This is a genomic window from Arthrobacter sp. GQ119 (assembly GCF_059759125.1).
Genome location: NZ_JCAXEA010000015.1, coordinates 128,039 through 145,609 on the forward strand (window position 1 = coordinate 128,039; position 17,571 = coordinate 145,609).

The window sequence follows — 17,571 nt, forward strand, 5'->3', positions numbered from 1 at the left end:
CGGCAGTGTTGCGTCGGAAACACTGCCGCGAAGTGTCATCTCGGCGGGGAGAAGAGGGTCCGGGACGGCCGGTAAGCGAACGCCCAGTACACCAGAAGGGCGATGCCGCAGAGCACGCCCAGGCTGGCCGCCATCAACGGCCATTGGGTCGAAGGGTCCTTGCCCCACTCTTCGGCTCCGGCCATCATGGCCAGGTCTTTGGGCGCGAGGTAGAAAGCCACGGCGGACGCCGCCACGATGATCCAGCCGGCCACCTGCATCCTTCCGCTCCGTGTGGGGACCCGGTGCATCGCAAAGGCCATGGAGGGCAGCGCCACGGCCATCCACACCCAGTGGTGGGACCAGGAAACCGGGCTGATCAGGAGCATCAGCACGGCCGTTGCGGACACTGCCACGAAGTTTTCCTCGACCGCATGTGCCCACTTGATCACGAGCGCGGCCACGGCCACCAGGGCCAGCGAGAGAACCAGCCACACCAGGGTGGTCACGCCGGAATCCGGCATCCCGAAGTGCAGCAGCAGGCCTTTAAGGGACAAGTTGTCCACGTATCCGGGGCCGCCGATGCGGCCGGTGTCGGGCAGGATACTGGTCCAGAAGGCGGCCGAGGCATGCGGCAGCACCGCCCAGGCGAGCGCGATGGAGCCGAAGAATCCGGCGGCCATCCAGGCCAGTGCCTTGAAGTCGCGGCGGACCAGGAAGTAGAGGCCGAACGCCAAGGGGGTCAGCTTGATGCCGGCGGCGACGCCGATCAGCAGACCGGCCGGCCACCGGATTTCGCCGGCCCGTGACTTCCCGTGCAGGGCGAAGTCGGTCAGGATCACACCCATCAGGATGATGTTGATCTGTCCGAAAACAAACGTGTCGCGCCATGGCCCCATGAGCAGGATCGCCCCCGTCCCGGCCAGCGCCACGGTCCGGAACCGCCAGTCGGCTGCTGCCTCGCGCCAGCGGCCCAGGCCGAAGTAATGGCGGCTGAGCCAGGCGGATACCACAGCGGCTCCGCCGAGCGCGGCACCGATGAAGAGCGCGCTGCTCTCCCCGAACGTCAGGGTTGCGAGGCCGGCGAAAAGCAGCGCGGCGAAGGGCGGGTACGTAAAGGGCAGCCCGTCACGGGCCGCGTACAGTTCACTGACTCCGCCCTCACCGGACTGCAGCACTTTGGTGCCGCCGTAGTAATACACCTCGAAGTCGTTCATCACCGGGGCGTAGTGGGAGTAGAGCACCGCCAGGGCGGCGACGACGGCGATTGCGCCGGCCGCCGTCGCCAGCCATCCGAAGATGGTCCGGCCAGCCTTCGGCGCTGCCGGTGTGGAAGGTGCCGCCTCGGAAGGTGCTGCCAGTGTCTGGTCGGGGGCCTCCGGGGTCACCTTCACTGGATGAACGCGAAGGCTTGCTCGAGGTCCGCGATGAGGTCCTCAACGTCCTCGATGCCGCAGGACAACCGGATGAGGTCGACGGGGACCGCCAGTTCGGTGCCCTTCACCGAGGCGTGCGTCATTTCGGACGGGTAGTTCATCAGTGACTCGATGCCGCCCAGGGACTCTGCCAGGGTGAAGACCGACGTGGATTCGGCCACCTTGCGGGCCGCCGCCTCGCCGCCCTTGAACTGGACCGAGACTATGCCGCCAAACTTTTTCATCTGCTTCCTGGCCAGATCGTGGCCCGGGTGCGAGGGCAGCCCCGGGTAAAGCACCGCCTCAACCTCGGGACGTTCCAGGAGCCATTCCGCCACGGCCTGCGCGTTGTCGCTGTGCCGGTCCATGCGGATCCCCAGCGTCTTCAGCCCGCGCGTGGTGAGGAATGCATCCATGGGCCCGGAGACCGCACCGACGGCAAACTGCACGAAGCCGATCTTCTCTGCCAGGCCTGCGTCCTTGACCACAAGTGCACCGCCCACCACGTCGGAGTGGCCGCCGATGTACTTCGTGGTGGAGTGGACCACGACGTCGGCACCCAGGGCGAGCGGGGTCTGCAGGTAGGGGGACGCGAAGGTGTTGTCGACGATCAGGAGGGCCCCGGCGTCGTGCGCCACTGTGGCGAGCGCCTCGATGTCGGTGATCTTCATCAGCGGGTTGGAGGGGGTTTCCACCCACACGAAGCGAGTCTTGTGCGCGGCCACGGCAGCCGCCACGGCGTCCAGGTCCGACATGTCCACGGGGGTGTTGCCGATCCCCCAGTCACCGAGTACCCGGCTGATCAGACGGTAGGTGCCGCCGTACGCGTCGTTGCCGAGCACGATGTGGTCGCCCGGCCGCATCAGGGCCCGGATGAGCGAGTCCTCGGCGGCGAGCCCCGAACTGAAGGAGTAGGCGTGCGTGCCGCCCTCGAGCGCCGCGAGCTGTTCCTGCAGGGCGTCCCGGGTGGGGTTGCCGCCACGGCCGTACTCGTAGCCGTCGCGGAGGCCGCCGATGCCGTCCTGGGCATAGGTGGAGCTGAAGTGCAGGGGCGGTATGACGGCACCCGTGCGGGGCTCAAAAGCCTGGCCGGCGTGCACGGCCCGGGTGTTGAATCCTTGGTTCTCTGAGACAGACATGGGGCTCCTTGGGCTAGTTGCTGAGGTACGCGAGGAGGTCGTGGCGGGTCAGGATGCCCACAGGGGCGCCGACGAACGTCACCATCACGGTGTCGACGTCGGATAGCAGTTCACGGGCCGCGGAGATGGTTTCCAGCGAGCCGATGACCGGAAGCGGCTTTCCCATGTGTTCGGAGATCTTGTCCGTCAGATTCGCTTCGCCGCGGAACAGCTTGGCGGTCAGGGAGCGTTCGTCCACGGCGCCGAGGACCTCGCCCATCACCACCGGCGGTTCCTGGGACAGCACCGGGATGTGGCTGACGCCGAACTCGTTCATGATGTTGATGACGTCGCGGACGGTCTCGTTGGGGTGGATGTGGACCAGGTCCGGCAGTTCACCGGTCTTGGACTTGATGACCTCGCCCACGGAGGCTTCCTCGCCCCCTGAGAGGAAGCCGTAGGAGCGCATCCACTGGTCGTTGAAGATCTTCGCGAGGTAGCCGCGGCCGGAGTCCGGCAGGATCACCACCACCACGGCGTCCGCGGGGAGGTCCTTGGCGGTCTGGAGCCCGGCGACGACGGCCATGCCGGAAGAGCCGCCCACGAGGAGGCCCTCCTCGCGCGCCAGCCGGCGGGTCATGGCGAATGAGTCGGCGTCGCTGACCGCGATGACTTGGTCCGGAACGGCTTTGTCGTAGTTGGCCGGCCACATGTCCTCGCCCACGCCTTCGACGAAGTACGGCCGGCCGGTGCCGCCCGAGTACACAGAACCGGCGGGATCCGCCCCGATGATCCTGACCCGGCCGCCGTCGGACTCCGGGCGGTCCGCCGAGACCTCCTTGAGGAACCGGCCGGTGCCGGTGATGGTGCCGCCGGTGCCGGCACCGATGACGCAGTGCGTGACCTTGCCGTCGGTGTCGCGCCAGATTTCGGGGCCAGTGGTTTCATAGTGGCTGCGGGGCGCGGCGGGGTTGGAGAACTGGTCCGGTTTGTAGGCACCGGGAATCTCGGTGACGAGGCGGTCCGAGACGCTGTAGTAGCTTTGCGGGCTGTCCGGGGCGACGGCGGAGGGAGTCACCACCACTTCCGCGCCGTAGGCCTGAAGCACGGCGCGTTTGTCCTCCCCCACCTTGTCCGGGACCACGAAAATGCACTTGTAGCCCTTTTGCTGGGCCACAAGGGCCAGGCCGACGCCGGTGTTGCCGGAGGTCGGCTCGATGATGGTGCCGCCTGGTTGGAGCTTGCCGTCCCGCTCCGCTTCCTCGATCATCCTGGCCGCGATGCGGTCCTTGACGGATCCGCCGGGGTTCACGTATTCCAGCTTCACGAGGACGGTGGCTTTGATGCCGTCGGTGACGTGGTTGAGCTTGATCAGCGGGGTATTGCCGATAAGGTCCAGAACGGACTGGGCGTACTTCATGGGTACCAACTTACCGTCTTGCCCGCAGGCCGGCGTTCCGGGCGGCAGCGGCCGCCCGGAGGTTCAGGATGACGTTGGCTCCTTAGCCTCCCGCTCCCTCTGCACCCCCGGCGGGGAGGTTCTCCCACAGCCCCAGAACGTTCCCCTCGGTGTCCTTGAAGTAGGCGTAGAAGCCCATCCCCGGGATGGCGTCCTTCGGCTTGACCACGGAGCCGCCGAGCTTCTCCACCTGAGCCAGCGTTTCGTCGATGCTCTCCACGTCGACGGTGATGATGGGGGTCTTCAGTTCACCTTCGCGGGCGAACAGGCCGCCGTTGATGGCCCCGGGACTCTTCGGCATCCCGGTTTGCTCGTCGCTGGGCGTGGTGATCACCACGTTGTAGTCCATCTCCGGCATGGCGTTGATGGTCCACTGGAAAGCCTCCCGGTAGAAGTCCGTGGCCCTGCCCTGATCGTCGGCGGGTATTTCGAAATGCACAATGCCTGCCATGGTGCCCTCCTGGGTTTGGCTGATCCGCGCGGACGCCCCGCGCCACACCTGGGATTGTAGTCCTCCCCCGTTGCGGCGGATAAGGCCTGCTGCGCAATGCCGGCCGGCCGGGTTGTCAGCGGTTCGGCTGTCAGCGGTCCTGATGTCAGCCGTCCGTGGGACGATGATTCCATGACCATCACGGACGTCCCCGCCAGCGTTGCCGCTGCCGCGGACGCCTCAGTGCGATGGTATGCCGGCGGCCCCTACAGCCTGCGCCAGACCCTGGGCACGCTCATGCGCGGCAACGGCGATCCCTCTTTCGCATCGCGCCCGGACGGCCTGTGGATGGCATTCACGACGCCGGATGGCCCGGTCACGCTGCGCCTCACCAGCGCCGAACAGGGCCCGGACCCCTATGTCGATGCACAGGCCTGGGGTCCCGGCTCGGAGGCGGCCGTGGCCGCCTTGCCGCGCCTGCTGGGGGCCGGCGACGACTGGTCCGCTTTTGACGAGCCCGGCTTCCACGCGACGCTCCCGCGGCTGGTCCGGGAAGCACGACGCCGGAACCTTGCGATCCGTCTCCCTTCCACGGGGCGGATGGTGGACTCCCTCGTGCCCACCATTTTGGAGCAGAAGGTCACCGTCATCGAGGCGCGGCGGGGATTCCGCTACCTCATGTACCGCCACGGCACTCCCGCCCCCGGGGCGTTGACGGTGGCGCCGGCCGGGCTGCTGGTACGGCCCACTCCGGAACAGTGGCTCCGCATCCCGTCCTGGGAGTGGCACAAGGCTGGCGTGGGGCCGCAGCGGTCGGCCACTGTCATGCGGGCGCTGCGTTCCGCCGTCGCGCTTGAACGGCTGGCGGCGCTGCCGGCGGCGGAGGCTGCTGCCAAGATGCAGACCATCCCGGGCATCGGGGTGTGGACGGCCGCCGAGGTGGTGCAGCGGACGCATGGCTGCCCCGACTCGATCGCGGTGGGCGATTACCATCTCGCGGCCGACGTGGGCGCTGCACTGACCGGCAGGCGGACCGACGACGCCGGAATGCTGGCCCTGCTGGAGCCGTGGCGTGGCCACCGGCAGCGCGTGGTCCGGATGATCGGGCTCAGCAGCTTCCGGAAACCCATGTTCGGGCCGCGGATGACCATCCAGGACCACCGGCGCCACTGAGCCCGTCCCCGTCAGAGACCCAGCCGGGCCACCGCTTCCTCGCGCATCTCAACCTTGCGGACCTTGCCCGAAACGGTCATGGGGAAGCTCTCACGGACCTCGACGTATTTCGGGATCTTGTAGTGCGCCAGCTTGCCACGGCAGAAGTCGGCCACGGCGGCCGCGTCGAGCGGCTCCGCCCCGGGTTTGAGGATGATGCAGGCCATCAGCTCCTCGCCGTATTTGGTGTCCGGCACGCCGATCACCTGAACATCCTGGATGGCAGGATGCGTGTAAAGGTACTCCTCGATTTCGCGCGGATAGATGTTCTCGCCGCCGCGGATCACCATGTCCTTCATCCGGCCCTCGATCACCACGTACCCGTCCTCGTCCATCCGGGCCAGGTCCCCGGTGTGCATCCAGCCGTCGGCGTCGATGGCCTCGGCCGTCTTGTCCGGCTGGTTCCAGTAACCCTGCATCACCGCGTAGCCGCGTGTGCACAGTTCACCGATGTCCCCGCGCTCCAGGACCTCCCCAGTGGCCGGGTCCACGATCTTGTTCTCCAGCTGCGGCATGGTGCGCCCCACGGTCCGGGTGCGGTGCTCCAGGGTGTCGCCGCTGCGGGTCATGGTGGACACCGGCGAGGTCTCGGTCATGCCGTAGCAGATGGCCACATCCCGCATGTTCATCTCCGAGATGACCCGCTTCATCACCTCGATGGGGCACAGTGAACCGGCCATGACACCGGTGCGCAGGGTCGACAGGTCGTAGGAGGGGAAGTCCGGCAGCGCCAGTTCGGCGATGAACATGGTGGGTACGCCGTAGAGCGACGTCCCGCCGAAATCCTGCACCGCCTCCAGGGCCGCCGCCGGCGTGAAGCTGCGTCCGGGAATGATGGTGGCGGCGCCGTGGCTGAGCGCATTGAGATTCCCGATCACCATGCCGAAGCAGTGGTAGAACGGCACCGGAATGACCACCCGGTCGTGTTCGGTGTAACGCAGCAGCTCCCCGATCGAGTAGGCGTTGTTGAGGATGTTGTGGTGCGTGAGAGTGGCGCCCTTCGGGAAACCGGTGGTCCCCGACGTGTACTGCAGGTTGACGGGATCGTGCGGGTCCAGTTCGGACATGCGCGCCTTCAGGCTGGAATGCCCGACGTCGTCCGCCCGCTTGAGCAGCTCCGCGTACGTCAGTTCCTGCTCACTTTGGGGGACGCCGGCGTCGAGCCCCTCCGATTCGATGTCCGGCAGGAACACCAGCTCGCGCAGCTCCGGACATTCGCCAAGCGCCTGCCGTGCCATGCCCACGTAGTCGCTGTTCCGGTCCGTCGGAGCTGTGACCAGCATGCGCATGCCGCCCTGTTTGACCACGAATGCCAGCTCATGGCTGCGGTGGGCGGGGTTCACATTGACGAGGATCGCGCCGATCTTGGCCGTCGCGTACTGCAGGATGGTCCACTCGGCGCAGTTGGGGCTCCAGATTCCGATCCGCTCCCCCTTCGCGACGCCCAGCGCGAGAAGCGCGCGGGCGAGGCGGTCGACGTCGTCGTTCAGTTTGGTGTAGCTCCAGCGCCGGGCGTCCGCGCCGGGCACTGCGGCCGCCTCGATCAGAGCATCGTGGAAAGGAAACCGGGCCACGATCCGCTCGAAATTCTCGCCGATGGTTTCATCAAGCAGCGGAACGTCAGTGTCCCCGGCTGTGTAAGCGCGCATGGTGGCACGCTACCAACTGCCCCCGGGCAAAAGAAGCGCAACAGTCGGGTGTCCGGCGTAAACAGGTCCGGGAGCTCCTGCGGTGGCCGGTATTGTGAAAGCCATGAGTGCACCCATCGACCTGCAGGCAACGTTCATCCCCAACGACGGCGAATTCTTCCGCGTGAAGCTCGCCCTGGAAATCGCCATCGACGAAGTGGTCAACGAGCCCGGCTGCATCCGCTACGAGCTCACCGAAGCCACCGAAGAAAAGCTGGTCCTGACCGAACGGTGGGCTTCCGAGGAGGACCTGGAAAAGCACTCCAAGGGCACCGCCGTGCAGGACCTGAATGAATCCCTCAGCGCGCTGCTCGCCGAGCCGGTCAGGCTCGAACGCCTGTAGTCAGCAGAAGCAGAAAAAGGCGGGGTCACGCCGCACCCGGAACCGATATTCCCGGGCGCGGAATGACCCCGCCTTTGCGCTTGATGGAGCTTGGAAGGCTTCAGTGGACCTTAGAAGTCCGGAATCTGCGATCCGTCCTGGGTGCCTGTGTTCTTGCCCGTGCCGTTACCGGCGCTGGTGCCTGCGCTCGTGCCTGCGGCCGCGGCGGCCTCGGCCTGCGAGCGCGCCACGTGGGCGTGGACTTCGGCCATGTCGAGCGCCTTGACGGCGTCGATGACCTGTTCGAGCTGGGGGGCATTCAGTGCGCCGGGCTGGGAGAAGACGAGCACTTTTTCGCGGAAGGCCATCAGCGTGGGGATCGATGTGATGCCGGCTTCCGCGGCCAGCTGCTGCTCAGCCTCAGTATCCACCTTGGCGAAGACAACGTCGCCGTGCTTCTCGGAAACTGCGGAATATGTGGGCCCAAACTGCTTGCAGGGACCACACCATTCGGCCCAGAAGTCAACGAGGACAATATCGTTGTTCTCAACGGTTGATGCGAACTGTTCACCTGTAATGTCTACGGTTGCCATGTGTCCACGGTACGCGAGCCAGCTCCGGATGTCCCTTCGAGGCACTCCTTGTTCGCTACACGCGTCACCGGGAATACATCAGGCCCAGGCGTGCGGCGCCGGCCTGCGTGAGCCGGGCAGCGCGTTGTTTTCCCGCCACTCATGGATCCAGTCCGGAAGCTCCAGTTCTTCCGGGGGCGCACCAAACTCTGCAATGATCTCCTCCTGGCTGACTGGCCTTCCCCCGCTCACCAGCCGGGTGGCGATGTAGGCCCGGGCATAGATTTCACCGTCCGCCACCATCCGCTGCTCAAAGTAGATGGCCTTGGCATCCAGTCCAATGATCCTGGACTCGATCGTGTACCGCTGCCACAGCTGCAGCGAGCGGCGGAAGGCGATGGTCTCACCCGCAGCCACCGGACTCCAGCCCCGCCGCCGCATCCTCGCCCAGGTGCCGCTGCGGACCATCAGATCGAAACGCCCCAGGTCCATCAGCGAGAAGTACATCCCGTTGTTCACATGCATGGCGATGTCTATATCGGTCGGAAGCACGCGGAGAGGGAGGGAGGACGCCTCCCATACGCTGAGCGGCGGGCGCCTGGAGGACGTAACGAGCAGCAGGAGTGTGCGCAGAAGCAAGTGCATGACCTACATGTTACCCGCGGGTAACAAACATGCCACTTGTGACATCTCCTCGCCGGTGCGGCCTGCGGGATTCAAGTAGGGGCTGCGCGGAAAGACAGGTATTGCCTACCCGTGCGCCGGCGGAAACGCCCCTCCTACACTCAACACTGCTGGGCAGACGCGTTAGTGAGCGCGTCCCTCTCTCAATTTAATGGTCAGGCGTAACGTCAAGCGGTCCCGCCATTTCCGCGCGGGCGCGCTACCTTGTCTGCGCTTGACCGCCCAGCTAGCGGCCGCAGATTCTGCAGCCGCACGACGGTTCAGGGTCAGCCATGGATCAGCAGGAAAAAGCCAGCCGGCACCGCGGGGCGGTCTATCTTTTTGGGCCGCAGCCCGGAACGACGACCACGGGATTCGACATCAGGGCGCTTGTGCTCGCAGGAGTGCTGCTGCTCAGTGTCGCCACCCCCATTTGGTCTGCGGCTCCGGACCACGACTCCCCCGCAGCGGCAGGCCAGGTGATTTCGGCCCCGGCCAGGGACGATGCCATTCCGTGGGCCGGACTGCCGGGCACCGTGACGGACATGGCCGCGTCGGCACCGGCTGCCAAAGCGTCTGCTGCAGAGGCGCCGCCCGCCTCTGCTGCCCCGGCCGCCGCATCCGCCGCGTCCGCTGCGGGCCCGGCGGTGGCTCCGGCGGCGAAGGCACCCGCCCCTGCCGTGAAGGCCGCGGCCCCGGCTCCGGCACCCGCACCTGCTCCGGCACCCGCCCCTGCTCCGGCACCCGCACGGGCCCCTGCACCTGCTCCGGCACCGCTGGTCCGGACCATCTATGTGGCAGGCGCAGGAGGCCAGGACATGGTGGACCGTTGCATTGGGCCCATCCATTTCACACCGACCGACGGTTACTCGCTCTTCATCACGGAACACGACTTCTGCGGCGGCTGGGCCCGCTTCTCGGGCATCCAGGTCGGTGAGCGCGTCGACCTCGCGGGATATGGATCCTATACCGTGGCGGCACGCAGCCAGGTACCCAACGGCGGCACAACGAACGATGTTGCGGCCGTATTCGGCGGATTCCCGCGGGCGGTCCTGCAGACCTGCATCCCCGGGACCACCCAGATGCTGGTCATAGCCCTGAACTAGCGTTCCGCCATCCGCCGGTGGACATGACACTTCGCCTTGGCAGCATCATTTGAATACGTCATTCAAGGGTATGTATTTCAAGTTGGACGTTTTCCCTCCTTCATTGGCTTCATCATGGACAACCAGAAGCCCCTGCTCGAATGGAGGCCCGGCGTTCAGGCTGGTGACGTCAACCCCATCGGTACCAGTCACACCGTCGATGGCCCCGTTGGCACTGACATCGAACTTCTTAACGAAGCGGTTGTCGCCGGCCCGCTCATAGACGACGATGGTGGAATCGCCCTGGCTGGAAACGAAAAGGTGGCCGGAACCGTTCATACCGTACGCAATGGCCATCCCCTCGATGTCGGCCACGAGGCGCCCGCCTCCCGCCTCATCTACAGACACGCGGGCCTCGCCGGCGTCCGGTTCGGCCGCGTACTTCCAGACGGCCACGTCCTCCTGGCCAACGTAGAGGTGGCCTAGCTCGTCGTCCGCGACGCAGCTCTCGGTGATACTGCTGATCCCCAGCGTCCTCACCAGGGTTGCATCAACCTTGCCCGCTCCGTTGTCGGCCAATTCAAATTGTTGGATGGAACCCGGCCCATTTGGCGTTACAAAAGCGTAGAACTTGCCGCTCACCTTGCTGTGGTACATGCAGAATCCGTAGCTGGGGGCGAATGTTGTGATGCTGCGGGCGGCAGCGGGTGACAGGGTCCTGCTCCCCGTATCCAATGACCACAGTGCGAGGGTGTTGTCGGTCCTGTTATTTGCCCCGACCAACACAATCGACTGCCCCGCTAAAGGAAAGCCGGATCTCAGGTCAACATTCCCTATCATTCCGTCGGGCCTGAACTGTATTAGCCTTCCGTCCATCCCAAATACCCCTATGCCGCCACCGGATGACGCCTTGCTGTCTGCAATCACCACGCTGTTGGCAGGGTCAGTTGGGTTGATCCAAATTGCAGAGTCGTCTGAAATGTCCCCCGAACCGGAAAACCCGGCCTGTTCGACTGCCGGTAACACGGTCGAGGTGGTTGGACGCTGTGTGGCGGATGGACTGGGAGTTGGGGATGGACTGGGAGCGGGTGACACAGGAGCGGACGTGGGAATCGGCGTCGTCGGCGGAGCATCAGGCGTGGCCGTCGGGGGCCCGCCCGTCTCAGATCCGCCGCCGCTGACAAGCAAAACTATTACGGCCACGACCGCCGCCACTGCGAGCAGTGAAGCTACAAGGATTCGGAATCTACTCATCATCGGCACTCGATGGGTGGGCTCTGCTCCATGAAAGGCCATTGATGCATACGCTGTCGCTGAACTTCCGACAGCTATCCCCGGTCAGATGCCGCCTCCGGCCTGCTTCGTCGAGCCGATGCTGCGATCCGAGAACCAGTAGCGTTTGGTGACATGGTTGCTGGCCATGACGACGATCCCGGTCTTGGCGTTCACGCTCTGCTTGGAAGTTGTCACGTTGTTCATGTTGGGGGACGCTGCATCTTCAATGACTGCCTTACCCCGGCCGGACCCAAAGACCGGGTTGTCCATCGGGGCGGTTTTTTCGTAGATGCTTCCGGCCTTCCCGGAAAAGGGGCAGCCGCTGACAGAGGCTGTGGGCGCCGTATAGAACACGCGGACCAGATTATTATGCGTATCGAGCATGACCTGCGGGCGGGAAACACAATCCCTGGTCCTGGCAATCGTGGTGCGGCTAAAGGAGCCCGTGGCCGGTTTAAACACCACCAGTACCAGCTGGGCCAGATTCGGGTCCGACGAGCCCTGATTGCGACTGGTCTTCACCGCGGCATATACGCGGCCGGACGGATCGGCCTGCAGCGTCTTGATGTTCAGATGATCATCGACCAGTTTTTTCCCCTTGATGGCTTCCCGCACCTTCCAAGATGAGACGCTCCGGGCACTCGCACCATCCCTGTGCGTCGCCCACCACGCCGTCCCGGTGGCCTGGTCGGTCCACATGATCCCGATTTGATCACCCTTGAAGGCGACGACGGCCGGGAGGTCATCGGCCGTCGTTTTCGGATCCGCCGCGCCCGGCACGATGAACGGCGTCCCCCAACCCTTGCCGCCGGGCAGGGAGTTGTTCACATAGACCGTGCCGGAGGATCCGGAGACATGGGTCCAGGTCGCCCAGATCACGCCCGTGGAATCCTTGGCGATGGTCAGTGACTCGCTGCTCTTGTTCGAAATCGTCGCAGGGAAACCGCTGCTGAGCGTGTATTTCCCGCCGGAATAGCTGTAGCGGTACAACCGGGCCGGTTTCCCGGAGGCGGAATTCCCGGCGGCCACGACGTTGGAGGCGATGTACAGGTGGGTGCCGTCCCACAGCGTGTCCGAGGAGGTGCTCGCCCTGCTGTCCGTCCGGACCCCGGTGTCAACCCACTTGTCCCTGGCCCGGTCCAGGCGGTAAATGCTCCATCCGCTTCCGGTCTTCCACATGTTCGCCCACCAAGACCCGTCATTCCACCACAGCTTGCTCTGCGGTTTATCCGCAGTCGGCGGGTTACTCACGCCCGAATAGGCAATGCTCCGGGTTCCAACAGTGGCAGCGTGGGCTGCGGTGTTGGCGCCCAACGCACAACCCGCAACAACAACGGACAAGACAACCAGCCGGCTCAGCCAGCAGAGGGCTTTCTTCATCCTTATTCCCGTTTCTATCGGGCAGCTTCGGCCCACTGCTGGCCAAATCCCAGAGTGAAATGTCGTGGGCCCGGCCTATCAGCGGCCTATCTGCCGGGTGAACGATTAGCCGCGGCTTTCCCCCGACGATGACCGCCACAGCACGGAACAGTCATGGTGCCCCACCTCCCTTTGGAAAACCTTGGAATAGGGCAATTAATGCAGCAGTACCCCCCCAAATGGGGGGTCTTGGGACTGTCACCCAGACAAAGAACAACACCCGGTCCGAAGACCGGGTGCTACCGATGACCCGACTCACCTGTGAAGGATGTCTCGACTCATCACGCGGGTGTCAGATGGGGTGTGCAGTTCACGGGCCCGCGGCTACGAGAAAAAACAAAACACCCCCGGTCCGAAGACCGGGGGTGTCAATGATGTCCCGACATATCCGTAAAGGATGTCCCGCTACATCACTAGGGTGGCAGATGAGGGATTCGAACCCCCGTAGGCGTTGCCAGCTGATTTACAGTCAGCCCCCTTTGGCCGCTCGGGTAATCTGCCGAACTTCAAAGAAGTTACCCGGGTTATTGCTTCCAGTAACCGCGGGCAAGACAACTTTACAGAACTTCTGCCGAAGAATCGAATCGAGCGGAAAACCGCTCAGAATCCGCGGAAATTCAGGCTTCCCCGAGGATGCGGCCTGCGAGTTTCGCCTCGAAGCGGAGTGCCTGCTCCTCCGTGATCTGGTTCAGCTGCACCGCCCGCTGGAGGTCGGCATGGACACCGTCCAGCCTCGAGGACGCGTCGGGTGCCGGGCTCAGGATGATCGATGCGGCCACGGCCGCGGCTGTCACCGAGGTGGCGGCGGTGGCGATCGCTCCTGCGGCGGCTGCTGTGGATCGGCTGACATAGCGGACTGCCTGGTGGGTCATTGCGTTCCTTCCGGGGTCTTCCAACTCCTACAACTGTCCACGGCCAGGCTCCGTTCCCGCCGTGCCTCAGATATGAGAGAACTGTGAAAGCGGATTCACCGTCACGACAGGCCCATCCGTACTACGCTGGAATGCAGATATCAACGCCCCGTCCGGGCGAAGCAACCACGAGCAAAAGGAGAGTCATGGCCGGCGAGTCCACATTCGACGTCGTAAGCAAAGTAGACAAGCAGGAAGTGGCGAACGCGCTGCACCAATCCCAAAAGGAAATCGGCCAGCGCTACGACTTCAAGGGCGTCGGCGCCGAGATCGACTTCAGCGGGGAGAAGATCCTGCTGAAGGCCAACTCCGAGGACCGTGTCCTTGCAGTGCTGGACGTCTTCCAGTCCAAGCTCATCAAGCGCGGGATCTCCCTGAAGTCCCTTGAGCAGGGCGAGCCGTACCCGTCCGGCAAGGAATTCCGTTTGGAATGCTCCATCAAGGAAGGCATCGCGCAGGATCTCGCCAAGAAGATCAACAAGCTGATCCGGGACGAGGCCCCCAAGTCCGTCAAATCCCAGATTCAGGGCGATGAACTCCGCGTGACCTCCAAGTCCCGCGACGACCTCCAGGCCACAATGGCCCTGCTTAAGGACTTTGACGAGGCCGACCTCCAGTTCGTCAACTTCCGCAGCTAGACCGCGAGTGGTTCCACGACACGCATATCGACTGGCGACACCCATATTCGGGTGTCGCCAGGTCTTTTGCGCGTCCTGAACAAAAGGACAGGAAGTCCCGTGAATTTCTCTGTGAGGCCTGAGCCGTGGGATACCGAGGACGGCGCCCGGCTGCGAAGCCTGCAGCGCGCCGAGCTGGACGCGAGGTACGGCTCCGACGACCACGAACCCGGCACAGCTCCCACCGCCGAGGACATCACCTTCTTCGTCGTTGCCCGCGACGTCCAGGGCACGGCTGTGGCCTGCGGCGCGCTGCGGCAGCTGGACGTGGGCTCGGCAGAAATCAAACGGATGTTTGTGCTGCCCGGCCACCGGGGAACCGGAGTGGCCCCGGCCGTGCTTCGCAGCCTCGAGGCCGAGGCCGTCCGTCTTGGACTGAACGAGCTCAAGCTCGAGACAGGGACAGCCCAGCCAGACGCCATCCGGTTCTATGAGCGCGAGGGCTATAGGCTCATCGACAACTTCGGACCCTACGCCGGCGAGCCGCTGTCCGTCTGCTACGCCCGGACGCTCTGACGCTGCACAACTTGTCCGGCGACGCGCAAATTACCGCCCGCTACGGGTATTCCGGCCGCGCCAGGCATTTCGCGCGTCGCCAGGCATTTCGAGCGTCGCCAGGCATTCGGGGAGTACGACGGCCGGACGTCAGCCGAGCGGCCGGCCCGCCATCCGCTCCAGCCGGGCAATGCGGTCCTGCATGGGCGGGTGGGTAGCGAACAGCTTGGTCATGGCCCCGCCGCGGAAGGGATTGGCGATCATCAGGTGCGAGGCGTTGACGAGCCGCTGGTCCTGCGGCAGCGGCGCCGCCTGTACTCCCTGATGGATCTTGCGCAGGGCCGAGGCGAGCGCCAGCGGATCTCCCGTGAGCTGTGAACCGTCCTCATCGGCGTCGTACTCCCTGGTGCGGGAAATGGCCACCTGGATCAGGGTCGCCGCGAACGGTGCCAGCAGGGCCATGGCGATGAGGGCGAGCGGATTCGAGTTCCGCCGGTCCCCGCCGCCGAAGATCAGCAGCATCTGTCCCACCGAGGTGATGACGCCGGCGACGGCCGCGGCCACGGACGAGGTGAGGATGTCGCGGTTGTACACGTGCATGAGCTCATGGCCCAGGACTCCGCGGAGCTCGCGGGGGCTCAGCAGCTGCAGGATGCCCTCGGTGCAGCAGACTGCAGCGTTCTGCGGATTCCGGCCGGTCGCGAACGCGTTCGGGGCCATGGTGGGCGAGACGAAAATCCGCGGCATTGGCTGGTTGGCGCGCACGGACAGCTCCCGGACCATCTGATACAGCTGGGGAGCCTGCGCCTCGGACACCGGATAAGCCTGCATGGAACGCAGCGCGATCTTGTCGCTGTTCCAGTATCCGTAGGCGGTGGTGACCACTCCGATCAGCGCCATGATGACGATCGGGGCCGTGCTGCGGGTATTGCCTGCAATCAGGGCTCCCAGGCCCAGCAGCACCGCCCAGAGCACGCCAAAAAGCGCCGCGGTCTTCAGGCCGTTGTAGTGTTTATGCACTCTTCCCTCCACAGCTCTTAGCTCCACGTAGAACTCCAGCAGCGCCGCTACGGAACAGGATTCCGCGCGTCGTACTTCAGGAAGCCGGATTGCCACTTGGCGACTGTCCAGGCCACGCCAATGCACAGGACACCGCCAAGCAGCAGGACCCAGCCTTCACTAAGAATTTTAGTGCCGGCACCGGCCAGCATGTCCCCGATCCTCGGCCCGCCCGCGACCACCACAATGAAGACCCCCTGCAGCCGGCCGCGCAGGTGGTCCGGCGTTGCCGCCTGAAGAATGGTGGTGCGGAAGACCGCACTGACGGAGTCGGAGATTCCGGCCAGTGCGCAGCACAGGGCGGCGGGCAGCAGCCACAGCGTCACTCCCCCGGAACCGGACCGGCCGGCCAGCACCACCACCAGGCCAAATCCGGCAATCGACGCGCCCCACCCCATGACAGACCAGACCACCGCAGTTCCCTGCATCCTCACGGAGCCCAGCGGCCCGGAAAACAGACCGGCCAGGAACGCACCGACCGCTGTGGATGCCAGCAGGATGCCAACCGTGGTTTCGCCGCCGCCGATCATGAGGGCACCGACGGCGGGCAGCAGCGCACGTGGCTGCGCCAGGATCATGGCAACGAGGTCGATGACGAAGGTCATGCGCACATTGGGCCGCGTGCCCAGGAACCGGAAGCCTTCCACCACGGAGCGCAGGCCTGCCCTGCCCGCCTCTTTGCCGGGCGGCATTGACGGCAGCCTCAGCAGCGCCCAGAACACGAAGGCGAAACTCACCAGGTCCAGCGTGTAGGTCCAGCCGAATCCCACCGTGGCCACGAGCACCCCGGCCAGCAGGGGCCCGGCCGTCATGGCCAGGCCGAAGGTGATCATGCTGAGTGCGTTGGCCGCAGGAAGAAGCTCCTTCCGCACCAGCACGGGAAGGATGGCGCTGCGGGCCGGCTGGTTGATCGCCTGCGCTCCGCTTTGCACGGCCACGAGTGCGTACAGGAGCCAGACGTTCCCCGTCTGGAGCCACGCCTGGAGTGCCAGACCGGCCACGGCCGCCCACATCACCGAGGATGAGAGGAGCGCCACCGTGCGGCGGTCGTGGGAATCGGCGATGGAACCGCCCAGCAGGCCGCCGAGCACCAGCGGCACCAGGGCAAAAATGCTGAGGAGTCCGACGTAGAGGCTGTCCTGGGTCAGCCTGTACACCTCCAGGCTGACGGCCACCAGGGTCAGCTGGGATCCCACGTTGGAGACGGCGCCGCCCAGCCAAAGCCGCCGAAAGTCCGGGCTCTCGCGCAGCGGAGTGATGTCGGCCAGTATTTTCCCCACCCGGCAACTCTAGCCGCGGACGGAAGTTAGCTTTGCCTTATTGTGATCTTGTCAAAATAAGTGTTTCAATGGAGTCATGACCGAGCACCCGGAAAGCCACGAAGCCTGGGCCGCGGCCCTGCGTGCCCACGGCCGCCGGGTGACCAAACAGCGGCTGGCCGTGCTGTCCGCCGTCGAACACAACCCGCACTCCCCGGCTGAGAGCATCCTGGCGGCTGCCCGCGAGGAATTGCCGGAACTGACGGCGCAGTCCGTCTACGTCGTGCTCGGTGACCTGACCGACCTGCACATGCTGCGCCGCTTTGAGCCTCCGCACTCGCCCGCACTGTACGAGACCCGCGTGGGCGACAACCACCACCACGCGGTCTGCATCAGCTGCGGCAGGGTGGAGGACGTCGATTGCGCCGTCGGCCATGCGCCCTGCCTGACCCCGCACTGGAATGAGGATTCCCGTCCCATGACCATCCAGATTGCGGACGTCATGTACCAGGGGATCTGCAGCGATTGCCAGC

General features: G+C 65.0%; 18 protein-coding genes and 1 tRNA gene. 6 read left to right on the top strand and 13 right to left on the bottom strand.

What is annotated here, in order from left to right; all coding sequences use genetic code 11:
• Positions 1-35 precede the first annotated feature (35 nt).
• The 4 genes from AC6CH3_RS15105 to AC6CH3_RS15120 all read right to left on the bottom strand — a co-directional run bounded on the left by AC6CH3_RS15105 (position 36) and on the right by AC6CH3_RS15120 (position 4,422).
• A complete protein-coding gene (locus AC6CH3_RS15105; RefSeq protein ID WP_498133190.1) occupies positions 36-1,373 on the bottom strand; it encodes a glycosyltransferase 87 family protein in 1,338 nt (445 codons plus the stop codon).
• Positions 1,370-2,533: a cystathionine gamma-synthase gene (locus tag AC6CH3_RS15110; protein ID WP_498133191.1), complete on the bottom strand. Its 1,164-nt coding sequence runs from the start codon at positions 2,531-2,533 to the stop codon at positions 1,370-1,372. The genes AC6CH3_RS15105 and AC6CH3_RS15110 overlap by 4 nt, the downstream gene beginning before the upstream one ends.
• Positions 2,534-2,546: 13 nt before the next feature.
• A complete protein-coding gene (locus tag AC6CH3_RS15115; RefSeq protein WP_498133192.1) occupies positions 2,547-3,932 on the bottom strand; it encodes a cystathionine beta-synthase in 1,386 nt (461 codons plus the stop codon).
• Positions 3,933-4,014: 82 nt separating this feature from the next.
• Entirely contained in the window at positions 4,015-4,422 is a 408-nt protein-coding gene (locus AC6CH3_RS15120; RefSeq protein WP_400580424.1) for a VOC family protein, read from the bottom strand.
• 171 nt (positions 4,423-4,593) lie between these two features.
• Between AC6CH3_RS15120 and AC6CH3_RS15125 the strand changes: the two genes are divergently transcribed.
• Positions 4,594-5,574: a DNA-3-methyladenine glycosylase family protein gene (locus AC6CH3_RS15125; protein ID WP_498133193.1), complete on the top strand. Its 981-nt coding sequence runs from the start codon at positions 4,594-4,596 to the stop codon at positions 5,572-5,574.
• An 11-nt stretch (positions 5,575-5,585) separates the two neighbouring features.
• Here AC6CH3_RS15125 and AC6CH3_RS15130 read toward each other — a convergent pair whose 3' ends face one another.
• Positions 5,586-7,262, bottom strand: coding sequence for an AMP-binding protein (locus AC6CH3_RS15130; protein WP_498133194.1), 1,677 nt, complete (start codon positions 7,260-7,262; stop codon positions 5,586-5,588).
• A gap of 103 nt (positions 7,263-7,365) precedes the next feature.
• Here AC6CH3_RS15130 and AC6CH3_RS15135 point away from each other — a divergent pair, with 103 nt between their 5' ends.
• Complete coding sequence (locus tag AC6CH3_RS15135; RefSeq protein WP_494034695.1) at positions 7,366-7,644, top strand: antibiotic biosynthesis monooxygenase; 279 nt, start codon at positions 7,366-7,368, stop codon at positions 7,642-7,644.
• Positions 7,645-7,754: 110 nt separating this feature from the next.
• Here AC6CH3_RS15135 and trxA read toward each other — a convergent pair whose 3' ends face one another.
• Positions 7,755-8,216, bottom strand: coding sequence for a thioredoxin (gene trxA / locus AC6CH3_RS15140; RefSeq protein ID WP_498133195.1), 462 nt, complete (start codon positions 8,214-8,216; stop codon positions 7,755-7,757).
• Between the two features lie 78 nt (positions 8,217-8,294).
• Positions 8,295-8,840 (bottom strand): acyl-CoA thioesterase, encoded by a 546-nt coding sequence (locus tag AC6CH3_RS15145; RefSeq protein WP_498133196.1) that lies wholly within the window; start codon positions 8,838-8,840, stop codon positions 8,295-8,297.
• A 311-nt stretch (positions 8,841-9,151) separates the two neighbouring features.
• Between AC6CH3_RS15145 and AC6CH3_RS15150 the strand changes: the two genes are divergently transcribed.
• Positions 9,152-9,964: a LysM peptidoglycan-binding domain-containing protein gene (locus AC6CH3_RS15150; protein ID WP_498133197.1), complete on the top strand. Its 813-nt coding sequence runs from the start codon at positions 9,152-9,154 to the stop codon at positions 9,962-9,964.
• Positions 9,965-10,009: 45 nt separating this feature from the next.
• On the opposite strand, the gene AC6CH3_RS15155 is transcribed toward AC6CH3_RS15150, so the two are convergent.
• From AC6CH3_RS15155 to AC6CH3_RS15170, 4 genes are all read right to left on the bottom strand, one after another.
• Positions 10,010-11,239 (bottom strand): phytase, encoded by a 1,230-nt coding sequence (locus AC6CH3_RS15155; RefSeq protein ID WP_498133198.1) that lies wholly within the window; start codon positions 11,237-11,239, stop codon positions 10,010-10,012.
• Positions 11,240-11,281: 42 nt separating this feature from the next.
• Positions 11,282-12,598 (bottom strand): hypothetical protein, encoded by a 1,317-nt coding sequence (locus tag AC6CH3_RS15160; protein WP_498133199.1) that lies wholly within the window; start codon positions 12,596-12,598, stop codon positions 11,282-11,284.
• Between the two features lie 458 nt (positions 12,599-13,056).
• Positions 13,057-13,138 (bottom strand) — tRNA-Tyr (locus AC6CH3_RS15165).
• A gap of 116 nt (positions 13,139-13,254) precedes the next feature.
• The gene (locus AC6CH3_RS15170) at positions 13,255-13,509 is read right to left on the bottom strand and encodes a hypothetical protein (RefSeq protein WP_494034703.1); all 255 of its coding nucleotides are present in this window, start codon (positions 13,507-13,509) and stop codon (positions 13,255-13,257) included.
• A gap of 185 nt (positions 13,510-13,694) precedes the next feature.
• Here AC6CH3_RS15170 and AC6CH3_RS15175 point away from each other — a divergent pair, with 185 nt between their 5' ends.
• Positions 13,695-14,186, top strand: a complete 492-nt coding sequence (locus AC6CH3_RS15175) for a YajQ family cyclic di-GMP-binding protein (protein WP_400580448.1) — start codon at positions 13,695-13,697, stop codon at positions 14,184-14,186.
• 99 nt (positions 14,187-14,285) lie between these two features.
• Positions 14,286-14,741: a GNAT family N-acetyltransferase gene (locus AC6CH3_RS15180; RefSeq protein WP_498133200.1), complete on the top strand. Its 456-nt coding sequence runs from the start codon at positions 14,286-14,288 to the stop codon at positions 14,739-14,741.
• Positions 14,742-14,870: 129 nt separating this feature from the next.
• On the opposite strand, the gene htpX is transcribed toward AC6CH3_RS15180, so the two are convergent.
• Both htpX and AC6CH3_RS15190 read right to left on the bottom strand, forming a co-directional pair.
• A complete protein-coding gene (htpX, locus tag AC6CH3_RS15185) occupies positions 14,871-15,740 on the bottom strand; it encodes a zinc metalloprotease HtpX (protein ID WP_494034705.1) in 870 nt (289 codons plus the stop codon).
• 47 nt (positions 15,741-15,787) lie between these two features.
• Entirely contained in the window at positions 15,788-17,059 is a 1,272-nt protein-coding gene (locus AC6CH3_RS15190; RefSeq protein ID WP_498133201.1) for an MFS transporter, read from the bottom strand.
• Positions 17,060-17,135: 76 nt separating this feature from the next.
• Between AC6CH3_RS15190 and AC6CH3_RS15195 the strand changes: the two genes are divergently transcribed.
• Positions 17,136-17,571: Fur family transcriptional regulator (locus AC6CH3_RS15195; protein ID WP_498133202.1), on the top strand; the 436-nt coding region annotated here is incomplete at its 3' end.